Origin of the sequence: Streptomyces sp. NPDC047515 (genome assembly GCF_040643055.1) — a bacterium.
Taxonomy (GTDB): Bacteria; Actinomycetota; Actinomycetes; order Streptomycetales; family Streptomycetaceae; genus Streptomyces.
In genome coordinates, this window is record NZ_JBEYTM010000069.1 from 1 (window position 1) to 19,023 (window position 19,023).

The window sequence follows — 19,023 nt, forward strand, 5'->3', positions numbered from 1 at the left end:
GAGACCCCGTCCGAGGACATCCCGGCGCCTTGGAATCGCACGCACCAGACCGCGTCCGCTGTCCGATCGAAGGCCGCCCGACAGGCTCTCAGCCGCGGCCGACCGCGCGCGCGAGCTGGGCCTTCGTCATGTTCGAGCGTCCTTGGACGTTCTTCTTCTTCGCCTCTTCGTAGAGCTGGTCGCGCGTCGGTCCACCGGCTCCGCTGTGGGAGCGCAGACCGCCGCGCCGTGAGGACGACATGTCCTCGACGGAGGTACGGCTCGCGGTCCTCGACTCGCCGGCGCGGGCACGCTCCTTGTTGACCGTACGGGCCGCGATTTCCTCCGCCCGGTCCTCGCTGACCCCTCGCTCCTGCGCGCTCTCCTTGATGTGTTCGTACTGTCGTTCTCGTTTGGCATTGGACCCACGTGGCATGGTGCGGTCACTCCTCTCGTCAGGACTTGTCCCGGGGCCCGGAGGCTCGTGCCGGGACGCGATCGGGGCCCTCTCCAGTCTCCCAGCGGCCCCTGGGGCCCGCACGTCTGTCGCGGTGGCGGACACGGCGTGCGGCGTATGGCCGCGGCCCGCTCAGTAGCGCAGGGCCGCCGCGATCCGTCCGTGCTCCGCCAGCGATCCGTCCGCGAGGAAGACCACGTCGGCGCCGCTGTCCAGGGCCGTCTCGACCAGCTCGTCCACGATGTCCTCGCGGACCGAGCTGTCCGTGAGGTCCGCGGCCCCACCGCTCACGGGTTCGAGGTGCTCGTCGCTCACCCGCACGGTCTGCTGGTAGTGCTCTTCCACGGCGACCAGTCCGGCGCGGCCCTCCCGTACCGCGGCCCACACCTCGTCGAGACCACCGGCGAACGCGCGGCGGCCGCGTGCCTCGTCCAGCATGCCGTCGATCTCCGCCGAGAACCGCTGCTGATGGTGATCGAGCGCGGGCCGCAGCTCCTTGAGCAGGTCGCTGGGCGTCATGTCGGCCGGTACGCCCTTGGTGACGCGGCCCACGGCCGCCCCGGTGCTCTCCCCGACGTCGTCCAGGAGGGCGAGCGCGGGAGCGAGGCCGAACAGATACAGCGGGCGGGGGTCGGTGCCCAGCACGGCGCGCAGCTTCTCGTCGACGGTGCGCAGGAAGGTGCGCGTCTCCTCGTCGCTGAAGGTGCTCGGGGTGTCTCCGATCCGCTCATCGCGCTGCGGGTCGGGCGCCTCCCGCGGTGCCGTCAGCGGGAACCCGCCGGTCTCCTCCTCGTGCACGGCGTCCGCCGTGCCGCTCCACAGGGCGGCGCGCTCGGCGGAGACGGTGAGCGCCCAGAACGGCTGCGCCTGGGCCTTCGCGGCGACCAGGTTCCGGGTCAGATAGGTGTCGCTGAGTACCACCCGATCGGGCGCGGTACGGGGGAGCTGCCAGATGCGGTGCTCGTCGGCGGTGACGAGGAGCACCAGGGAGTCCAGCGCCCGGCGGGGGTCCACCTCCGCGACCGCCCGGTCGAGCTGTTCCTGGATGGCGCTCCGGGCCTCGCGGGTGACCGCGGGGTCCGCTTCCAGCCGGTTGCCCGCCTCGGCCACCAGGTTGCGCAGCCGAACGGCGTCCTGGGCGTTGTCCGGAGCGCGGCGGTGCGTCGGCATGGTCAGGGACAGGGCTGGATAGGGCTTGGCCGCCCGCAGCTCCTTCAACAGGCCGGCGGTCAGGGCATCCGCATCCATCGTTCTCTCCCAGGGACTCGGCTCCGCTTGTCCGCTCCCGAGTGGAGCGGGTGCATTTGACGAGTCAATTCATACCTTTTGAACCTAATATGAGCGAGTTGTCTGTTATTGGTCCCAGGAGGTGCACGATGTCCACACCCACCGTGTGGAAGTTCCCGTCGGCCGAGGGTGCCGACCGCGTGGAGGCGACACTCGAATCCCTCCAGAAGGAGGGGCTGATCGAGATCCTCGGCGAGGACGCGGCCTGACCGTCCGGGAGAGCCCGGCGACCCGGGCTCTCGCACTGTGCCCGCCCGACCCCATCTCCCCCCCATGTCCTTACGAGCAGACGGAGCGTTCGTGATTCCGACCAGACCCCTGCGGCACGCCCTCGGTGGCCGCGCAGCCCGTAGCCTGGCCCCCGCCGCGCTGGCGGCGGTGATCATCTTTGGTGCCGCCGCCTGCGGCAGCTCCGGCACCACTTCGCCGGGCACGGCCAGGAGCACTCGCACGATGTCCCCGGAACCCTCCCCGACCCCCTCCATGAGCGCCAGTCAGCGCTCCCAGCAGGAGTTCGCCGCCTCGGTCTCCGCGGCTGCCGAGCGCAACCGGCAGCAGGCCGTCAAGCAGCTCGAAGGCGTCCGGGGGAGGGGCAACGCGGTCCAGGATGTCTCCGTGACGGGGCTGGCGGTCGAGAAGTCCGAGCAGTTCCGCAGTGCCCTCGTCCGGGTCACCAACCGGACGGACAAGGCCGCCTTCTACGCCGTCAAGGTGGAGTTCGTCGACGCGTCCGGGAAGGTGCTCGACACGGTCGTGCTCGGTCTGGCGGACGTTCCGCCCGGCCGCACTGTCAGCGAGCACGCGAACAGTCGCAAGGCGGCCGGCGTCAAGACGTTTCCCCGGATCGCCCAGGCCGAGCGCAGCTGACGGCCGGGTCCGGTGAACTCCGGCCCGAGCCGTCACCGCCGGTGACCTGCCCTCCGCCCACCCCGTCCCGCTCCCCGGTGCCGGAGAGCAGGACGGGCGTACGGCGTTCGGTCCACCGCCTCCCATGAGAAGGCCGCGGCCCGGTGAGCGAGCGGCGCGGCCGGCGCCGGGGCGGCGAAGGAGCTGGTCCCGCCGGCTGGTCCGGCCCGTCTACCAGATGGACGCGACCCACTCCGGGTGATCGATGAACGGGTTCCGGTTGTGCTGGTACTGGTTGAATATGACGTCGTTGCGCCGCTTCTCGAAGCTGTCCGGCGGGTCCTCCCGGCTCCACGCCTTCAGTACCGAGAGGCGGCCGATGTTCGGTGCGGAGCCGTTGGACACCTTGTCGTTGGGTTCGAGGTCGGGGAAGGCGTCGTCGCCCTCGTAGCGCACCGCCATGTAGAGGATCATCCGGGCCACGTCGCCCTTCACCGCGTCGCGTGGTTCGAAGGAGTCGCTGTCGGTGTAGTTGCCCGGTGCGCCGCTGACCGCGCTGCCGCCGTTGTCGAAGTCCTTGTTGCCGCGTATGGAGTTGACGGTGACGTCCTCCGGGCGCAGGTGGTGGATGTCGGTGCCGGGACCGGTGGCGGTGCCGAAGTCGCCGTGGGACTTGGCCCACACGTGCTCGCGGTTCCACTGGCCGACCGAGCCGCCGTTGTTGCTCTTGGACGTGGAGCGGCCGGAGTAGAGGAGGACCACGTTCGAGGGGTTGGCGGGGTCCTCGTCCGTGTTCTTGAGGGCGTCCCAGACCTGGCTGTAGGAGATCTTGGTCTGGCTGCTGATGATCGTGTGCAGCGCGCTCTTGAGCGCGGTTCCGGACTTGCCGACCGCGTCCTGGTAGTACGTGTCGTCGAGAGTCCGCAGCGATGTCGCTGCGACCGGCGCGTCCTGGGGTGTGGCGGCCGGCGCGGCGGCCGCGGTGCCGGCGAGTACCGCGAACGCGGCGAGGGTCGCCAACAGGGGGCGCCGGTAAGGAACATGACGACGGGACATGGGGGGTGTCCTCTCCGAAAATGCGGGCACCACGACGCCGTCACAAGGTGGGGGCGGTGCCGCGGTGGTCGTGTGGTACGGGGTCAGCGGGAGCCTTCCACACGCACCGTGACCCCGGTGTGAACGCTGTGCACTTATCATGTGCAGGTCAAGTGAGGGCCTCATGCGGCGCCGGGAGCGGGGCGTGGGTCCTCGGATGCGGCGGGCCGGACGCGGGGCGAGAATGACCGAAAGGACGAGGAGGCGGCATGAGCGACGAGCCCGAATCCGTATCCGCAGCTCGGGGAGTGACTCCCGACAGCCTCTTGCACACCGGCGGGAGCGACAATCCGTCGGCAGAGGATCTGGTGCTCGCCTCCGGGCGGGACCTGACTCCGAAGAATCTTCAGTGGGCCGAGCGCAGGCTCGCCCGGGAGGGGCGGTCGGCGATCGACAAGGCGCTGCCCTGACGTGTGACCCGGTGACCGGCGCGGGGAGTGTGTGGGCGCTCCCCGCGGCTCGGCTAGCCTGGGTGGACAATGAACCGTTTGACGACGTCAGGGGCCGGGTACGACCTCGCCCGCTTCCCCGAGGACCCGCGCGACCCCTTCCGCGCCTGGGACGCTGCCGATGAGTACCTGCTGAGGCGGCTGGAGGGGACCGAGGAGTCGGAGCCGGTCGACCTGTCCGGCGTCGTGGCCGTGGTGGGTGACCGCTGGGGTGCCCTGAGTACCGTTCTGGCCGGGCATCGTCCCGTACAGATCACCGACTCCTACCTGGCGCAGCGCGCGACCGTGGCGAACCTGGACCGCAACGGCCTGGCCGCCGATTCGGTACGCCTTCTGTCGGCCAGGGACACGCCGCCGGACCGTGTCGACGTCCTGCTGGTGCGCGTGCCGAAGAGCCTCGCGCTCCTGGAGGATCAGCTGCACCGGCTCGCGCCGGCCGTCCACGCGGGCACCGTGGTCATCGGCACCGGCATGGTGAAGGAGATCCACACCTCCACCCTCAGGCTCTTCGAGCGGATCATCGGCCCGACTCGCACCTCGCTCGCGGTCAAGAAGGCCCGTCTCGTCTTCTGCACCCCGGACCCGGGCCTGCCCCGTACGCCCAGTCCCTGGCCGTACCGCTACGACCTGCCCGAAGGCGTCGGCCCGGTCTCCGGCCGGACGGTCACCAATCACGCCGGGATCTTCTGCGCCGAGCGTCTGGACATCGGCACCCGTTTCTTCCTCGGTCATCTCCCCGAGCGCAGCGGCCCCGACCGGGTCGTCGACCTCGGCTGCGGAAACGGCGTCGTCGGGCTGTCCGCGGCGCTCGCCAACCCCGAAGCGACGGTGACCTTCATCGACGAGTCGTACCAGGCGGTCGCCTCCGCCGAGGAGACCTTCCGGGCCAACACCGGCCCGGACGCCAAGGCCGACTTCGTGGTCGGCGACGGGCTGACACGGCTGCCGCCCGCCGGTGTCGACCTGGTGCTCAACAACCCGCCGTTCCACTCCCACCAGGCCACCACCGACGCGACCGCCCGCACCATGTTCCACGGCGCGCGCACCGCACTGCGGCCGGGCGGTGAGCTGTGGGTCGTCGGCAACAGGCACCTCGGCTACCACACCCAGCTGCGCCGCGTCTTCGGCAACTGCGCCACGGTCGCGGGTGACCCGAAGTTCGTCGTGCTGCGCGCCGTCAAGCGCTGACGTCCGCCCGGGGCGTCCTGGCCCTTCCGGATTCTTGCAACACGTTCTACTGTGTGCGCCGCCGCACACGGGCGACGCGAACGCGAGACTCCTGGAGGGGCCGTGCACCTCGAATACACGCCTGAACAGCAGCAGTTGCGCGCCGAGCTGCGTACGTACTTCGCCGGACTGGTCCCCGACAACGCCTACGCGCGCTACGCCGACCCCGCCGCCCAGAAGAACTTCTACCGGGCGACGATCCGACGCCTGGGCACCGACGGCTGGCTCGGCGTCGGCTGGCCCGAGGAGTACGGCGGCCGGGGGATGTCGCCGATGGAACAGTTCATCTTTTTCGACGAGGCCGCCCAGGCGGGCGTACCGCTGCCGCTGATGGCCCTCAACACCGTCGGTCCGACGATCATGCAGTTCGGCACCGACGAGCAGAAGGCGTACTTCCTGCCGAAGATCCTCTCGGGCGAGATCGACTTCGCGATCGGTTACAGCGAACCCGACGCGGGCACCGACCTCGCCGCGCTCAAGACCCGCGCCGTGCGCGAGGGCGACGACTACGTCGTGAACGGGCAGAAGATCTGGACGACCAACGGAGATACCGCCGACTGGGTCTGGCTCGCCGTCCGCACCGACGTCGACGCCCCACCGCACAAGGGCATCACCATGCTGCTCGTCCCGACCACGGACCCCGGCTACTCCTGCACCCTGATCAACACCCTCGCCTCGCACGACACCACCGCCAGCTACTACGAGAACATCCGCGTCCCCGTCTCCCGCCGCGTCGGCGCCCAGAACAAGGGCTGGCACCTCATCACCAACCAGCTCAACCACGAACGCGTCACCCTCGCCGCCCACGGCACCATGGCCATCCGCGCCCTCCGCGACGTCCAGCGCTGGGCGGCGGACACGAAGCTCGCCGACGGCCGCCGCGTCATCGACCTCGGCTGGGTCCGCGCCCTCCTCGCCCGCACCCACACCAGGCTCGACGCCATGAAACTCCTCAACTGGCAGATGGTGTCGGCGGTCCAGAACGGAACCCTCACCCCGCAGGACGCCTCCGCAGTCAAGGTCTACGGCTCGGAGGCACGCCGCGACGCCTACGCATGGCTGATGCAGGTCGTCGGCTCGGCGGGACCGCTGAAGGAGGGATCGGCCGGCACCGTGCTCCACGGCGAGCTCGAACGCGGCTACCGGTCGGCCGTCATCTTCACCTTCGGCGGCGGCAACAATGAGATCCAGCGGGAGATCATCTCGTGGATCGGGCTGGGGATGCCGCGCGTACGGCGGTGAGCGGCTGTGACCACGGACGGTGATGGGCACATTCGACGGTGGCCGGCACCGGGATTCCGTGGGAGCGAGGCACGGACGGGGCCGACACGTACGAGGCCTGGTCGGCTACTGCTGGAGCTGCAGGTAGCCGCAGTTGTTTCGCTCCGCCAAGGTCAGCGCCCCGTCGAACGGTGAACAGGCTTCTTTGACGCTGGAGCGACGCTCGTCACGCTCGTTCGGGCCGGTTGCCGCCCACCAGGTGCTTCTCGGCATGCGGCTACTACCGTGAAGATGTGGCTCGCCACGCTACGCGCGGGTCACGACGGAGCCCTGTGGGCGACGTCGACGGTGCTCGCGGAGGCCTGTTCACCGTGCCGTCCCTCGCGGGCGACACCGGCAGCTTCGGCCTGGCCGCCCTCCTCATGGCCCTCCTCGGCAACGAGGTGGACCCGGACGTCATCAGCACGTCCTGCTTCATCCCCAGCATCAGCGCCGTCGACGCCGGTGACATCAACGACCCGAAGGCGCTCTACCAGCCCATCACACCGGAGCGCAGCGCAACGACGCCTTCGCGTGCGCCAGCCGCAACGAAGGACACACCACCATGACCGAAGAACTCGGCGCGTGGATCGTGAGCGGCGGGTGACCACCGGGGTGGGCGGGCCGCACCGACCGAAACCCGCCCACCCCAGGCCCCCGTCGACCACGTCCGTTTCGGCCGGCGGTAGGACCATCCGGGGTCCGCCTGGGGCCGCTCGGCCCTCTTGGCCTCTGGCGCGAACGGTGCTTTCGTGGAATTGGCGGAAGGAGCCATTGCGAGGATGCGGAGAAGCGGCTGATGGCCGCGCACCGCACGATCAGGAACCGCGAGAAGTGGTTGGCTCCCTCCGTCCCATGACGTGAGCGCTCAGGGAGTGTCGGCGGCGCGGACGATTTCCTCGTGTATGGCTTCGACGCGGCGGAGCATAGGGGCGCAGCAGATCCGAGCGGCTGACGATGCCACGAGCGTGCCGGTGTCATCGATGACCGGGAGGCGTTTGACGCCGCTCGTTCAGGAAGCGCGCTGTCTCGACGACGCTCCACGTGGGCCGGCCGTCAGCACGGGAGTGGACATGGGATCACCGGCGGTGCGGGCGTCCATGGGATGGTATTTCCCAGATCTCGGTTGCCCCGAGTGCCGGGTTCTCCGTTCGTCCGGTGGGTGTCGTACCTCCGGCGGCCTGACCGTGTGAGACCCCTCGACTCACTTCCCGAGCCGTGACGCGTGGTCGGGGACATATGTCTGAAGGTCCCTCGGCGGCCGTTGGTATCCGGTGGCCGGAGGTCGCTGAGGAAGTTCGATCACCGGCGGGGCGACCGCTTCGTACGGCACCGTGGACAGCAGATGGGCGATCATGTTCAGCCGGGCCCGGCGCTTGTCGTCGCTCTCGACGACGTACCACGGAGCCTCCGAGATGTCGGTATGGACGAACATCTCGTCCTTCGCCCGCGAATAGGCCTCCCAGCGGGTGATCGATTCGAGGTCCATCGGCGAGAGTTTCCACCGACGGGTGGGGTCCCGCAGTCGGCGTCGGAACCGCTCCTCCTGCACCGCGTCACTCACCGAGAACCAGTACTTGCGCAACAGAATGCCGTCCTCCACCAGCATCCGCTCGAAGATCGGGCACTGGCGAAGGAATCGCTGGTATTCCTCCATGGTGCAAAAACCCATGACGCGCTCGACGCCCGCGCGGTTGTACCAGCTCCGGTCGAGCAGGACCACTTCCCCTTCGGCCGGGAGGTGCTCGGCGTAGCGCTGGAAATACCATTGCCCGCGCTCGCGCTCGGTGGGCCGCGGCAGCGCGACGATGCGTGCCACCCGGGGATTGAGGTGTTCGGTGACGCGCTTGATCGTGCTGCCCTTGCCCGCCGCGTCACGTCCCTCGAACACCACGACGAGCCGTGCGCCTTCGGCCCGCACCCATTCCTGGAGCTTCACGAGTTCGGTCTGGAGCCGGTACAGCTCCCGCTCGTACAACGAGCGCGGCAGCTTTCCGGGCCGGCCCGAATCTTTCTTGTCCGACATGGGATGACGTTATGGAGCAGACCATCCTCGAAGTCAAGTGTCAGCGCCGATCGCGCTTCGCTGCGCAGACCCGGTACGGCGTGTCCCTCGTGGTGGATCAGCGCGAGCAAGGGCCTGGATCACCAGAGCCTCCCTGCCCGAATCGGGGGCCCCGTGGGCCGGGACCGCCGTGCTGCCGGGACCGGATCGTGGTCGTGGAATGCCCGCCGGGCGGTCGGCAGACCGCTGTCGGTCACTGATCGGCTGGACTGATGCGCCGGCCTGTGAGGCGCGTGGGACGGACCGACACCCATGTGTTGCGTTCGCCTCCCGCCCAGGGCGTGGTGTGGGCGCGATTGGCAAGCTGCCGCAGTGCGTCGGGCTCCGTAACGATCCGCGCGGGGCCTACGGCAAGCACGCTCCATCCCTGGCTCATGGCCTCGTCCACATGGTCGACCTCGAATGCGACATTTGTTCCCCCGGCTGTCGCGGGCACGGAGTCAGGTGCGGTCCGGAAAGCGATCGTGCCGTCGATGACCTCGTAGTTCACCGGAAGGACTGCCGGGCCATCGGGTGTCGACACCGCGATGCGTCCTATGCCGTGGGTGGAGAGCAGGGCGCGGCATTCGTCGGAGTCCAGGTCCTGCAGTCGGGGGTGCAGGAGCGCCTGGCCCTGACCGGGTGGCAGATCGATGCCGCCTCCGCGCAGGGCTGTGACAGTGGTGCCGAGTACGTCGGCCAGGCTGATGAGACTCGCCGGACTGGGGTCGGCCGGCCGTTGTTCGAGGTATGCCAGGTAGTCCGGCGCCATTCTGGCGCGGCGGGCTGTTTCCGCACGGCTGAGCCCCTGTCGCTCGCGTTCCATGGCCACGCGCCGGCCGATGTCGCCGGGATTGGGCGCCTCATCGAGCCGGAGCCCGGCGGACTCGGCACCAGCATCGGTCAAGCCCGGCCGGGACGGCTCGCCGGATCCGCCGGGCCGGTGCTCAAGGTGCCGGATATGGGCGTCGGGCCCGGGGAACACGAGCGTGACCTGGTCGGTGTCCGACCAGTGCACATCGTAGGGAGGGGTTCCGTCCTCGTGGTGGAGTCCGACAATCCTGCCGTCGCGCCTACCGGCGCCGGTGGCCGGGCTTTCGACAACAAGCTGATCGCCGAGGTGAGCTCGCATGATCGCCGCCAATTCCTCATCATCTCGCTGTAACCAACGTGCCACGCGCGGCGTGTCGCCGCATGAGATGAGAAACCGTGTTTCCGCTGTGGCCGCGCGGGCCGGTACCGGGCCCACTGGTCCACTGACGGGCCCGGCCGGCTTCTCCGCGCCGAGACTTACGAGACGGAGGCGGTCGCCATGGAGCCAGTCGTCGCCGTGGGCCTCGACGGCTCACCCGAGAGCCTTGCCGCTGCCCGTTGGGCCGCCGACGAAGCCGAGCGGCGCAAGCGCACGCCACGTCTGGCGCACGCGTGGCCGCTGCTGGTGCCGGAACCGCCCCGCGCACCGCCCGGCCCCTGCGTCGCACCTGGGCCTTGTCGCCCAAGCCGCCATGCATCACGCGCGCTGCCCTGTCGCCGTCGTCCCCCATGCCTGATCCGGGCCACCGCACTGAGCCGGTCAGCAGGGCCGAGGTTCGGGCCGTACCACGGGGTGCGATACGCCGGATCCGGAGTCAGCGTCGGGACGGGCCACATGCATGAGGTGCGGCGCAGGGGGGGGGCCACGAGGTCAGCCGGTGCGGCAGACGGCAGACGGCAGGAAGCGGGGCGGCCATGGCCGGCTCGGCGTGATCGGGTGTGCGGTCGTGATCAGGGAACGTCCACGCCGTCCCGGTGAGGGACTCCTGCCGCTGCCGTCCGCCCGTCGGGCCGTGCCGACAGCGCAGCGCGGCAGTGCGGACCACGGGGAGACGGCGAGCACCGGCGCGGCCTGAGGGCCGTGCGCCGGCGGAGATCGATCCCGCCGAGCTCGCCGCCGTGCAGGACCGTGCCTGCCTTCCCCTGGAACGTCTCGACCGGTGGCGGTGACGCCTCCCGGTGCCGACGGCCGTCACACCGGCCGGAGCGCTGCCCGCGTGCGTTCTCCGCTCAGGGCGGCGGGGTCGATGGTGACCTTGATGTGCTTCACGATCGGCTGATCACTCTGGGTGCTGTAGTCGCTGAGCGCGCACAGCACGTTCATCTCGGGCATGTAGCCGGCCGCGCAGCCGCGGGGGATGTCGTAGGGGACGGCGAGGTAGCCGTTGAGGGACCGCCGGCTGCCGTCCCTCGCGGTGCTCGTGATGTCGACGGGGCCGAGGTCGGCGATGCCGCGTTCGCGCATGTCGGCCCGGTTCATGAAGACGAGCGTGCGCAGGTTCTTGATGCCGCGGTAGCGGTCGTTGTCCGAGTAGATGGTGGTGTTCCACTGGTCGTGGGACCGCATGGTGCCCAGGACCAGGGTGCCCGGCGCGGGGACGACGTCGGGCAGCACGGCGGTGGAGAACTCAGCGCGTCCGGACGGCGTGAGGAAGACCAGTTCACGGGCGGGCTGCTTGATGCGGAAGCCGAGGGGCAGACGCACCCGGCGGTTGAAGTCCTCGAAGCCGTCGAGGACCTGGGCCATGGTGTCCCGGATGCGGTCGTAGTCCTCGATGTACCACTCCCAGGAAGTGGCGCTGTCGGGCAGGGCGGCGCGGGCCATGCCCGCGATGACGGCCGGCTCGGACAGCAGGTGCGAGGAGGCGGGGCGCTTCATCCCGGTCGAGAGGTGGACCATGCTCATCGAGTCCTCGACGGACGTGCTCTGGACGCCCTTGCGCTGATGGTCCTTCTCGGTGCGGCCGAGGCACGGCAGGATGAGGGCCCGGCGGCCGTGGACGAGGTGGCTGCGGTTCAGCTTGGTGCTCACCTGGACGGTGAGGTCGCAGTTGCGCAGCGCCGCGCAGGTGTACGGGGTGTCGGGCGCCGCGAGGGCGAAGTTGCCGCCCATGCCGACGAACACCTTCACATCGCCGTTGTGCATCGCCTCGACCGTCCGGACGGTGTCCAGACCGTGTTCACGGGGCGGCTCGATGTCGCAGACCTCGGCGAGGCGGTCCAGGAACTCGTCGGTGGGGCGGTGGTCGATGCCGCAGGTGCGGTTGCCCTGGACGTTGCTGTGTCCTCGCACGGGTGAGGGACCCGCTCCTTCCCGTCCCAGATTACCGCGGAGCAGAAGCAGGTTGACGATCTCCCGGACGGTGTCGACGCCGTGCTCGTGCTGGGTGAGGCCCAGGCACCAGCTGATGATGCTGCGGTCGGCCTCGCCGTACACCCGCGCCGCTGCGAGGATGTCGGCCCGGCTCAGCCCGGACTGGTGCTCGATCTCGTCCCACGGCGTGGCCTCGCACAGCGCGCGGTACTCCTCGAAGCCGGTGGTGTGGCGGTCGATGAACTCCCGGTCCAGGGCCTTGGGGTCGGTGGCCGAGTGCTCCAGGACCGCCTTGGCCATGCCGCGAATCAGAGCCATGTCGCCGCCGATGCGGGGCTGCAGGTTCAGGGTGCTGGTCCGAGTCGTCCTGAAGAGGGCCATGTCCACGAAGTCGTGCGGGACGATGGTGCGGGTGGCGGCCGCCTCGACGAGCGGATTGACGTGCACGATCTGCGCTCCGCGGTGGTACGCCCCGGCGAGGGCGGTGAGCATCCGGGGCGCGTTGGAGGCGGCGTTGACTCCCAGGACGAACAGCGCGTCGGCGGCCTCCCAGTCCTTGAGGTCGGCGGTCCCCTTGCCGGTTCCCAGGGACGCCCACAGAGCGCGGCCGCTGGCCTCGTGGCACATGTTGGAGCAGTCGGGCAGGTTGTTCGTGCCCAGTTCCCGGGCCATCAACTGGTAGAGGAAGGTCGCTTCGTTGCCGAGTCGGCCGGAGGTGTAGAACGAGGCCTGATTCGGGTCGTCCAGCTCGCGCAGGGCGCGACCGACCACCTCGAACGCGTCCTTCCAGCTGATCGGTACATAATGGTCCGAATCCGGGTCGTAGACCATCGGTTCGGTCAACCGGCCCTGGTTTTCGAGGTCGTGGTCGCGCCACCCGGACAGTTCCGTCACCGAGTGGGCGGCGAAGAACTCGCGTCCGACGCGCTTGCGGGTCATCTCCCAGGTGACGTGCTTGATTCCGTTCTCGCAGATGTCCAGGCGCAGACCCTTGGTGTCGTCCGGCCAGGCGCAACCGGGACAGTCGAACCCGGTGTTCTCATGGTTCATCCGCATGATCGCGCGTGGGCCGTCCACCGGCGCGCCCTCGCTCACCAGCAATCGGGACACGCTCCTGGCCGCGCCCCAGCCGGCGGCAGGATGGTGGTAGGGGCGGAACTCCGGATCGCCCTCGGGAGCGGGTCCTGCTCCGGGCTCCAGCGGTCTCTGCTCGTCGGTGTCGCCGCTCAAGACGCTCCATCCTTCCACCATTCGGGTACAAGGGATATAGGGCACTTTCCTGGCACGCTATGCCGGTCGGCGCACGCGCGCCATTCGACTTCCGGAAGATCCGCTCCGGGCAGTCCGCGGGTGACGCTCCCGCGCGAGGCGGCGGCTTGGAGGAGCTCACAAATGGGGCGCCCGGCTCGCGGCGTCGGCGCAGGGGGCCGCGATACGATCGAGGGCGAACTCCGGCCCGATCGGAGCCGGTTGCCGGTCGTCGTGCGGACGGTGGGAGGTACGGGCGACATGGTGGATGGCGACCCCGGGCTCTTCGGGCCCGATTCCGTCACCTGGCAGATGCACGGCGACCCGATGATGTGGGTCGCCGGAGTGCGTGCGCTCTACCTCCAGGCACTGCACCCCCGCGCCGTGCGGGGTGTCATGCAGAACTCCGACTTCCGCCACGACGCCTCGGGGCGGCTGATGCGTACGGCCGGCTTCGTCGGAACGATCACCTACGGCACCACCGAGGCCGCCGAGAAGGCGGGGGCCCGGGTCCGCAGGATCCACCGGCTCCTCAAGGTCACCGACCCGGCGACCGGGCAGACGTACGGCGTCGACGAACCCGAACTGCTGCTGTGGGTGCACTGCGCTGAAGTGGACTCCTACCTCCAGGTCGAACGCCGCTCCGGTTTCCCGCTCACGGACGCCCAGGCCGACCGCTACATCGACGAGCACCGCCACAGCGCCCGTCTCGTCGGCCTCGACCCCGCCGACGTGCCGGCCACCACGGCACAGCTCGCCGCCTACTTCGAACGGGTGCGGCCACAACTCGCGGCTTCGCCGGAGGCGTTGGACGTCGACGACTTCCTGCGCCGGCCACCGGTCCACGCACTGCTCGTCCCGGCGCGCGCACTGCTGTGGCGGCGCGTCGCGTCACTCGCCTACCAGTCACTGCCCCCGTACGCCCATGAGCTCTACGGCAGACCCGCCGGGCCCGTGCGCACCGTCGACCGCCGCCTGCGCACCACCGGAAGGGTGCTGCGTTGCATTCCCTCCCGGCTTCGCTGGCGACTCCCGCCCGGTCACATTCTGAACGCGATGGCCCGGCTCGGTCCCGGCAGCCGCCCCACCCCGTTCAAACTGCGAAGCCAGGCCGCCATACTGGACGGGCCGGGGAGGGCAAAGGGGTAGGCGGACCGACGGGGGCGACAGCAGGCGATGGCGGACACCAGGCTGATCCAGAGCCGGTACCGACTGCTCGATCTGATCGGGCGCGGAGGCATGGGCGAGGTGTGGCGCGCCCGCGACGAGTCGCTCGGCCGTCACGTGGCCGTCAAATGCCTCAAGCCGATGGGTCCCCAGCACGACCAGTCCTTCACCCGCGTCCTGCGCGAACGCTTCCGCCGCGAGGCCCGCGTCGCCGCCGCGCTGCAGCACCGCGGCGTCACCGTCGTCCATGACTTCGGCGAGCACGAGGGTGTCCTCTATCTGGTGATGGAACTCCTCGACGGCCGAAACCTCAGCCAGCTGCTGGACGACAACAAACAGCATCCGTTGCCGGTGCCCGACATCGTGGACATCGCCGAACAGGTCGCCGACGCCCTCGGCTACACCCACCGGCAGGGCATCGTGCACCGCGACCTCAAACCCGCCAACATCATGCGGCTCACCGACGGCACGGTGAAGATCTGCGACTTCGGCATCGCCAGGCTCGGCCACGACATCGGCTTCACCTCCCGCCTCACCGGTACGGGCATCGCGATGGGCACCCCGCACTACATGTCGCCCGAGCAGATCAGCGGCGGCCATGTCGACCACCGCAGCGACCTCTACTCGCTGGGCTGCGTCCTGTACGAGATCGCCACCGGGGCACCGCCGTTCGACCTCGAAGACGCCTGGGCCGTCCTCGTCGGGCACCGCGACACCCAGCCCGAACCACCGCGCACCCACCGGGCCGAACTCCCGGATTTCTTCGACCGCGTGGTCCTGGAACTGCTGGCCAAGGCCCCCGAGGAACGGCCCGTCGACGCGGGCGACCTGCGGCAGCGGATCGCCCTCGGCCGTACCGGCGAGCAGCCGCAGCTCCCGTCCACGGGGCAGGTGCGGCTCGCGCCGCACGTGCCCGTCACGCGTCCCGGACAGCGGCTGCCGGCCTGGACCCGCGGCATGACCGGTGGACCCAAGGCGTCCGGCGCCCACCGCGGACTCGCGCTGCCCGATCATTCCGCGGGCCTCACCGGCGAGTGGACCACCGGCACCGACCTGCGGCACCGGACCGGAGAGCTGCCGGTGCCCAGGGCCGAGCGGCCGACCCCGTCGCCGGAACTCCTCTCCACCCTCGCCAACCGGCACAGCGCGGGACTGAACCTCGGCCGGCTCGGCCACTGGGAGGAGGCCGGCGAGGTGCACCGCGCGGTCGCCGCCGAACGCGAGCACGCCCTCGGCCCCGACCACCCCGACACGCTCTCCAGCCGGTACGAGGTCGCCTTCACCCTCAGCCGCACCGGGCGAGCCTCCGACGCCCTGCGGGAGTTCGGCCGTGTCACCCGGGGCCGTGAACGCGTCCTGGGCCCCGACCACCCGCAGACCCTCGCCGCCCGTCAGGAGACGGCGTACGTCCTCGACCGGGTCGGCCGCCACTTCGAAGCCCACCAGGTCTACGCGGCCGTCCTCGCCTCCCGGGAACGGTCCATGGGCCCCGACCATCCCGACACCCTGGGCTGCCGCCACAACCTCGCCTTCAACCTCAGCAGGCTCGGCCGCCTGGAGGACTCGTACCGGATGGCACGGGACGTGGCGTCGGCCCGCACCCGACTGCTCGGTGCCGACCACCCCGACACCCTGGTCACGCTCTACGAAGTGGCCTACACACTCGGCAGGCTCGGCCGCTGGACGGAGGCCCTGCAGACCTACCGGGAGGTCGCGCGGGCCCGGTCCCGCTCGCTCGGCGCCGACCACCCCGACACCCTGTCCGCCCGCTACGAGGTCGGCATCAGCCTCGGCCGCCTGGGCCGCAGCGCGGAGGCACTGGAGCTGTACCGCGCGCTCGTCGACGACCGCACCAGGGTGGGCGGCCCCGCCGACCCCGAGACCCTCCGCGCCCGCCACGGCCTCGGCGTCAATCTGGGGCGTCTCGCCCGCTGGGAGGAGGCACTCGCCGAGGCGCGCGACGTGTGCGCGATCCGTGGACGCGTCCTCGGCCCCGACCACCCCGACACCCTCGTGAGCCATCGTGAGGTCGCCGTCGGCCTCGGCTGGCTCGGCCGCTGGGCCGACGCCCTCGCTGTCTATCGCCAGGTCGCCGAGGCCCGCGAGCGCGTACTCGGCGCCGACCATTCCGACACCCTGGCCGCCCGCAACGACGAGGCGCACTGCCTGGAGCAGCTCGGCCGGGGACCGGAGGCCGTCGAGCTGTACCACCAAGTCGCGGCGCTGCGACGCGGCCGGGAGGCGCCGCCGCCCGGACCGCACACCACGACCTCTGGTCAGGCGTGATGGTCCCGTGTTACGAAGGGCCATGCCCGCACCCGACAGCTATGACGCAGTGATCGTGGGCGGCGGCCACAACGGTCTGGTCGCCGCCGCCTACCTCGCCCGCGCCGGACAGTCCGTCCTGGTTCTGGAACGCCTCGCCACCACGGGAGGAGCGGCCGTCTCCACCCGCCCCTTCGACGGGGTCGACGCGCGTCTGTCGCGCTACTCGTACCTGGTGTCCCTGTTGCCGCGGAAGATCGTCCGTGATCTCGGCCTGGATTTCGCCGTACGCAAGCGGACCGTCTCCTCCTACACCCCGACCGTGCGCGCAGGCCGCGCCACCGGGCTGCTCGTCGGCGGGGACCACACCCGGGACTCCTTCGCCGCGCTCACCGGATCGGACCGGGAGTACGAGGCGTGGCGGCGTTTCTACGGCATGACGCGGCGCGTCGCCGAACGGGCCTTCCCGACGCTCACCGAACCCCTGCCCACCCGCGACGCCCTGCGCGAGCGGATCGGCGACGAGAGGGCCTGGCGGACCCTCTTCGAGGAGCCCATCGGCGTCGCCGTCGAGGAGAACTTCCATGACGACCTCGTACGCGGAGTCGTGCTGACCGACGCCCTGATCGGCACCTTCGCCGACGCGCACGATCCGTCCCTGCTCCAGAACCGCTGCTTCCTGTACCACGTCATCGGCGGCGGCACCGGCGACTGGGACGTCCCGGTCGGCGGCATGGGCGCACTCACCGACGCCCTCGCACGGGCCGCGCGCGAGGCCGGGGCACAGATCCGCGTACGGCACGAGGCGACCCGTATCGAAACCGACGGAACACGGGCCGAGATCACCGTTCGCTCACCCGGGGCGGAACACGTCGTCGCGGCCCGCCGGGTCCTCGTCAACGCCTCGCCGCAAGCGCTCGCCGCCCTCCTCGGCGACGAGCCGCCCACCCCGGCCGAGGGCGCCCAGCTGAAGGTGAACATGCTGCTCACCCGGCTGCCCCGACTGCGCGACCGCTCCGTCGACCCGCGCGAGGCCTTCGCCGGAACGTTCCACATCGCCGAGGGGTACGGGCAGCTCGCCGACGCCTACCGGGACGCGGCGGCGGGCCGGCTGCCCGCCGCCCCGCCGTCCGAGATCTACTGCCACTCACTGACCGACCCGTCGATCCTCGGACCGGATCTCGCCGCGCGTGGGTACCAGACCCTCACCCTCTTCGGTCTGCACACCCCCGCCCGGCTCTTCACCGCCGACAACGCGGCCACGCGTGCCGAGCTGCTGACGGCCACGCTCGCCGAACTCGACGCGCACCTGGACGAGCCGATCAGCGACTGCCTCGCACGCGACGAGAACGGTGAACCGTGCATCGAGGCGAAGACCCCGCTCGACCTCGAACAGGACCTGGGGTTGCCCGGCGGCCACATCTTCCACCGGGATCTCGCGTTCCCGTACGCCACCGAATCCACCGGGCGGTGGGGGGTGGAGACGGCGCGCGCCAATGTGCTGCTGTGCGGGGCGGGCGCCGTGCGCGGCGGCGGGGTCAGCGGGGTCCCCGGCCACAACGCCGCGATGGCGGCGCTGGGCCGGTGACCGTGACCGTTACCGGCCGAAGACGCCCCGCAGCGCGTCGCGCTTGCGCGGCAGGTCGTACTCCGCGCCGCCCTCGTGCCCGTTGTACGTGAACACCTCGATCTGGGCCGGACCCGCGTAGCGGTGATACGCGGCGAACACCGTGGACGAGGGGCAGATCCGGTCCATCAGACCGACCGAGAACCACGCCGGTGCGGTCGCCCGTGCCGCGAAGTTGACCCCGTCGAAGTAGGACAGGGTCTCCATCGCCTCGTCGATCCGGAAGCGGTGCCCGGACAGCCAGCGGGCGATCTCCGCGTACGGTCCGGCGTCGGTGATCTGCGAGGCACGCCGGTAGTGGCAGAGGAACGGCACATCGGCGACGACCGCCGCGATGTCGTCCCGCAGCCCGGCGACGGCCAGGGCGAGCCCGCCGCCCTGGCTGCCCCCGAGCACCGCCACTCGTGAGGCGTCCACCGCTTCATGGGCCTTCGCGGCGTCCACCGCCCGCACCGCGTCCGTGATCAGCCGCCGGTAGTAGTGGCGGTACGGGTCCTCGATGCCGCGGGTCAGGAAGCCGGGGGAGGACGAGCCGTGTCCGTCCGGGCCGATGTCCGGGGTGTCCGCGGTGTTCTTGCCACCGCCGCCCTGGCCCCGGTTGTCCATCACCAGGTGCGCGTATCCCAGTGCGCTCCAGGTCAGCCAGGAGTACGGGATGCCCCGGCCGCCGTTGTAACCGATGTACTGCACCACGGCGGGCAGCGGGCCCGAGCGCGCCTTGGGCAGCAGCAGCCAGGCCTTCACCGGCTGCCCTCTCCAGCCCCGGAAGGTCACGTCGCACACATCGACCGTCGCGAAACCGGCGTCGTACGGGACGAAGCCGGCGTCCAGCGGGTGGCGGGCCGTCTCGGTGAGGGTCTTTGCCCAGAAGGCGTCGAAGTCGGCCGGCTCCTCCGGTTTTGGCCGGTAGGCGCGCAGCCGGTCCGGATCCATGTCGAACAGCAA

At 70.5% G+C, this 19,023-nt stretch carries 16 protein-coding genes and 1 pseudogene; 9 read left to right on the forward strand and 8 right to left on the reverse strand.

Annotated features, from left to right (window positions below; all coding sequences use genetic code 11):
• Positions 1 to 88: 88 nt before the first annotated feature.
• Complete coding sequence (locus ABZ826_RS34180) at positions 89 to 415, reverse strand: plasmid stabilization protein (RefSeq protein WP_361457350.1); 327 nt, start codon at positions 413 to 415, stop codon at positions 89 to 91.
• 153 nt (positions 416 to 568) lie between these two features.
• Positions 569 to 1,684, reverse strand: a complete 1,116-nt coding sequence (locus ABZ826_RS34185; protein WP_361457353.1) for a chemotaxis protein — start codon at positions 1,682 to 1,684, stop codon at positions 569 to 571.
• A 339-nt stretch (positions 1,685 to 2,023) separates the two neighbouring features.
• Between ABZ826_RS34185 and ABZ826_RS34190 the strand changes: the two genes are divergently transcribed.
• Positions 2,024 to 2,590 (forward strand): hypothetical protein, encoded by a 567-nt coding sequence (locus ABZ826_RS34190; RefSeq protein ID WP_361457356.1) that lies wholly within the window; start codon positions 2,024 to 2,026, stop codon positions 2,588 to 2,590.
• Between the two features lie 210 nt (positions 2,591 to 2,800).
• Here ABZ826_RS34190 and ABZ826_RS34195 read toward each other — a convergent pair whose 3' ends face one another.
• Positions 2,801 to 3,625 (reverse strand): endonuclease, encoded by an 825-nt coding sequence (locus ABZ826_RS34195; RefSeq protein WP_361457359.1) that lies wholly within the window; start codon positions 3,623 to 3,625, stop codon positions 2,801 to 2,803.
• Positions 3,626 to 3,873: 248 nt separating this feature from the next.
• Here ABZ826_RS34195 and ABZ826_RS34200 point away from each other — a divergent pair, with 248 nt between their 5' ends.
• From ABZ826_RS34200 to ABZ826_RS34210, 3 genes are all read left to right on the forward strand, one after another.
• The gene (locus ABZ826_RS34200; RefSeq protein WP_114242806.1) at positions 3,874 to 4,074 is read left to right on the forward strand and encodes a hypothetical protein; all 201 of its coding nucleotides are present in this window, start codon (positions 3,874 to 3,876) and stop codon (positions 4,072 to 4,074) included.
• Positions 4,075 to 4,143: 69 nt separating this feature from the next.
• A complete protein-coding gene (locus ABZ826_RS34205) occupies positions 4,144 to 5,301 on the forward strand; it encodes a methyltransferase (protein WP_361457363.1) in 1,158 nt (385 codons plus the stop codon).
• 102 nt (positions 5,302 to 5,403) lie between these two features.
• Positions 5,404 to 6,582: an acyl-CoA dehydrogenase family protein gene (locus tag ABZ826_RS34210; RefSeq protein WP_361457366.1), complete on the forward strand. Its 1,179-nt coding sequence runs from the start codon at positions 5,404 to 5,406 to the stop codon at positions 6,580 to 6,582.
• Positions 6,583 to 6,687: 105 nt separating this feature from the next.
• Here ABZ826_RS34210 and ABZ826_RS34215 read toward each other — a convergent pair whose 3' ends face one another.
• Positions 6,688 to 6,834 (reverse strand): hypothetical protein, encoded by a 147-nt coding sequence (locus tag ABZ826_RS34215; RefSeq protein WP_361457369.1) that lies wholly within the window; start codon positions 6,832 to 6,834, stop codon positions 6,688 to 6,690.
• A 59-nt stretch (positions 6,835 to 6,893) separates the two neighbouring features.
• Between ABZ826_RS34215 and ABZ826_RS34220 the strand changes: the two genes are divergently transcribed.
• Positions 6,894 to 7,169, forward strand: coding sequence for a hypothetical protein (locus tag ABZ826_RS34220; protein WP_361457372.1), 276 nt, complete (start codon positions 6,894 to 6,896; stop codon positions 7,167 to 7,169).
• Between the two features lie 635 nt (positions 7,170 to 7,804).
• Here the strand turns inward: ABZ826_RS34220 and ppk2 are convergent.
• A complete protein-coding gene (gene ppk2 / locus ABZ826_RS34225) occupies positions 7,805 to 8,626 on the reverse strand; it encodes a polyphosphate kinase 2 (RefSeq protein ID WP_361457375.1) in 822 nt (273 codons plus the stop codon).
• Between the two features lie 232 nt (positions 8,627 to 8,858).
• Entirely contained in the window at positions 8,859 to 9,776 is a 918-nt protein-coding gene (locus ABZ826_RS34230; RefSeq protein WP_361457431.1) for a pyridoxamine 5'-phosphate oxidase family protein, read from the reverse strand.
• Between the two features lie 180 nt (positions 9,777 to 9,956).
• On the opposite strand from ABZ826_RS34230, the pseudogene ABZ826_RS34235 reads away from it, so the two are divergent.
• Positions 9,957 to 10,100: pseudogene (locus ABZ826_RS34235) on the forward strand (universal stress protein); the annotation flags it as partial.
• 549 nt (positions 10,101 to 10,649) lie between these two features.
• Here the strand turns inward: ABZ826_RS34235 and ABZ826_RS34240 are convergent.
• Entirely contained in the window at positions 10,650 to 13,022 is a 2,373-nt protein-coding gene (locus ABZ826_RS34240; protein WP_361457377.1) for an FdhF/YdeP family oxidoreductase, read from the reverse strand.
• A 258-nt stretch (positions 13,023 to 13,280) separates the two neighbouring features.
• Here ABZ826_RS34240 and ABZ826_RS34245 point away from each other — a divergent pair, with 258 nt between their 5' ends.
• The 3 genes from ABZ826_RS34245 to ABZ826_RS34255 are packed head-to-tail and all read left to right on the forward strand — an operon-like array spanning position 13,281 to position 18,039.
• A complete protein-coding gene (locus ABZ826_RS34245; RefSeq protein WP_361457380.1) occupies positions 13,281 to 14,168 on the forward strand; it encodes an oxygenase MpaB family protein in 888 nt (295 codons plus the stop codon).
• Positions 14,169 to 14,195: 27 nt separating this feature from the next.
• A complete protein-coding gene (locus ABZ826_RS34250; RefSeq protein ID WP_361457383.1) occupies positions 14,196 to 16,472 on the forward strand; it encodes a serine/threonine-protein kinase in 2,277 nt (758 codons plus the stop codon).
• A 22-nt stretch (positions 16,473 to 16,494) separates the two neighbouring features.
• On the forward strand, positions 16,495 to 18,039 hold the full coding sequence (locus ABZ826_RS34255; RefSeq protein ID WP_361457386.1) for an NAD(P)/FAD-dependent oxidoreductase: 1,545 nt from the start codon (positions 16,495 to 16,497) through the stop codon (positions 18,037 to 18,039).
• A 9-nt stretch (positions 18,040 to 18,048) separates the two neighbouring features.
• On the opposite strand, the gene ABZ826_RS34260 is transcribed toward ABZ826_RS34255, so the two are convergent.
• Positions 18,049 to 19,023, reverse strand: coding sequence for an alpha/beta fold hydrolase (locus ABZ826_RS34260; protein WP_361457389.1), 975 nt, complete (start codon positions 19,021 to 19,023; stop codon positions 18,049 to 18,051).

Coding starts and splice junctions, on each gene's coding strand:
- ppk2 (WP_361457375.1), bottom strand. CDS start 8,626: ATGTCGGACAAGAAAGATTCGGGCCGGCCCGGAAAGCTGCCGCGCTCG.
- ABZ826_RS34230 (WP_361457431.1), bottom strand. CDS start 9,776: ATGCGAGCTCACCTCGGCGATCAGCTTGTTGTCGAAAGCCCGGCCACC.
- ABZ826_RS34205 (WP_361457363.1), top strand. CDS start 4,144: ATGAACCGTTTGACGACGTCAGGGGCCGGGTACGACCTCGCCCGCTTC.
- ABZ826_RS34195 (WP_361457359.1), bottom strand. CDS start 3,625: ATGTCCCGTCGTCATGTTCCTTACCGGCGCCCCCTGTTGGCGACCCTC.
- ABZ826_RS34185 (WP_361457353.1), bottom strand. CDS start 1,684: ATGGATGCGGATGCCCTGACCGCCGGCCTGTTGAAGGAGCTGCGGGCG.
- ABZ826_RS34200 (WP_114242806.1), top strand. CDS start 3,874: ATGAGCGACGAGCCCGAATCCGTATCCGCAGCTCGGGGAGTGACTCCC.
- ABZ826_RS34245 (WP_361457380.1), top strand. CDS start 13,281: ATGGTGGATGGCGACCCCGGGCTCTTCGGGCCCGATTCCGTCACCTGG.
- ABZ826_RS34250 (WP_361457383.1), top strand. CDS start 14,196: ATGGCGGACACCAGGCTGATCCAGAGCCGGTACCGACTGCTCGATCTG.
- ABZ826_RS34215 (WP_361457369.1), bottom strand. CDS start 6,834: ATGCCGAGAAGCACCTGGTGGGCGGCAACCGGCCCGAACGAGCGTGAC.
- ABZ826_RS34255 (WP_361457386.1), top strand. CDS start 16,495: ATGCCCGCACCCGACAGCTATGACGCAGTGATCGTGGGCGGCGGCCAC.
- ABZ826_RS34240 (WP_361457377.1), bottom strand. CDS start 13,022: ATGGTGGAAGGATGGAGCGTCTTGAGCGGCGACACCGACGAGCAGAGA.
- ABZ826_RS34180 (WP_361457350.1), bottom strand. CDS start 415: ATGCCACGTGGGTCCAATGCCAAACGAGAACGACAGTACGAACACATC.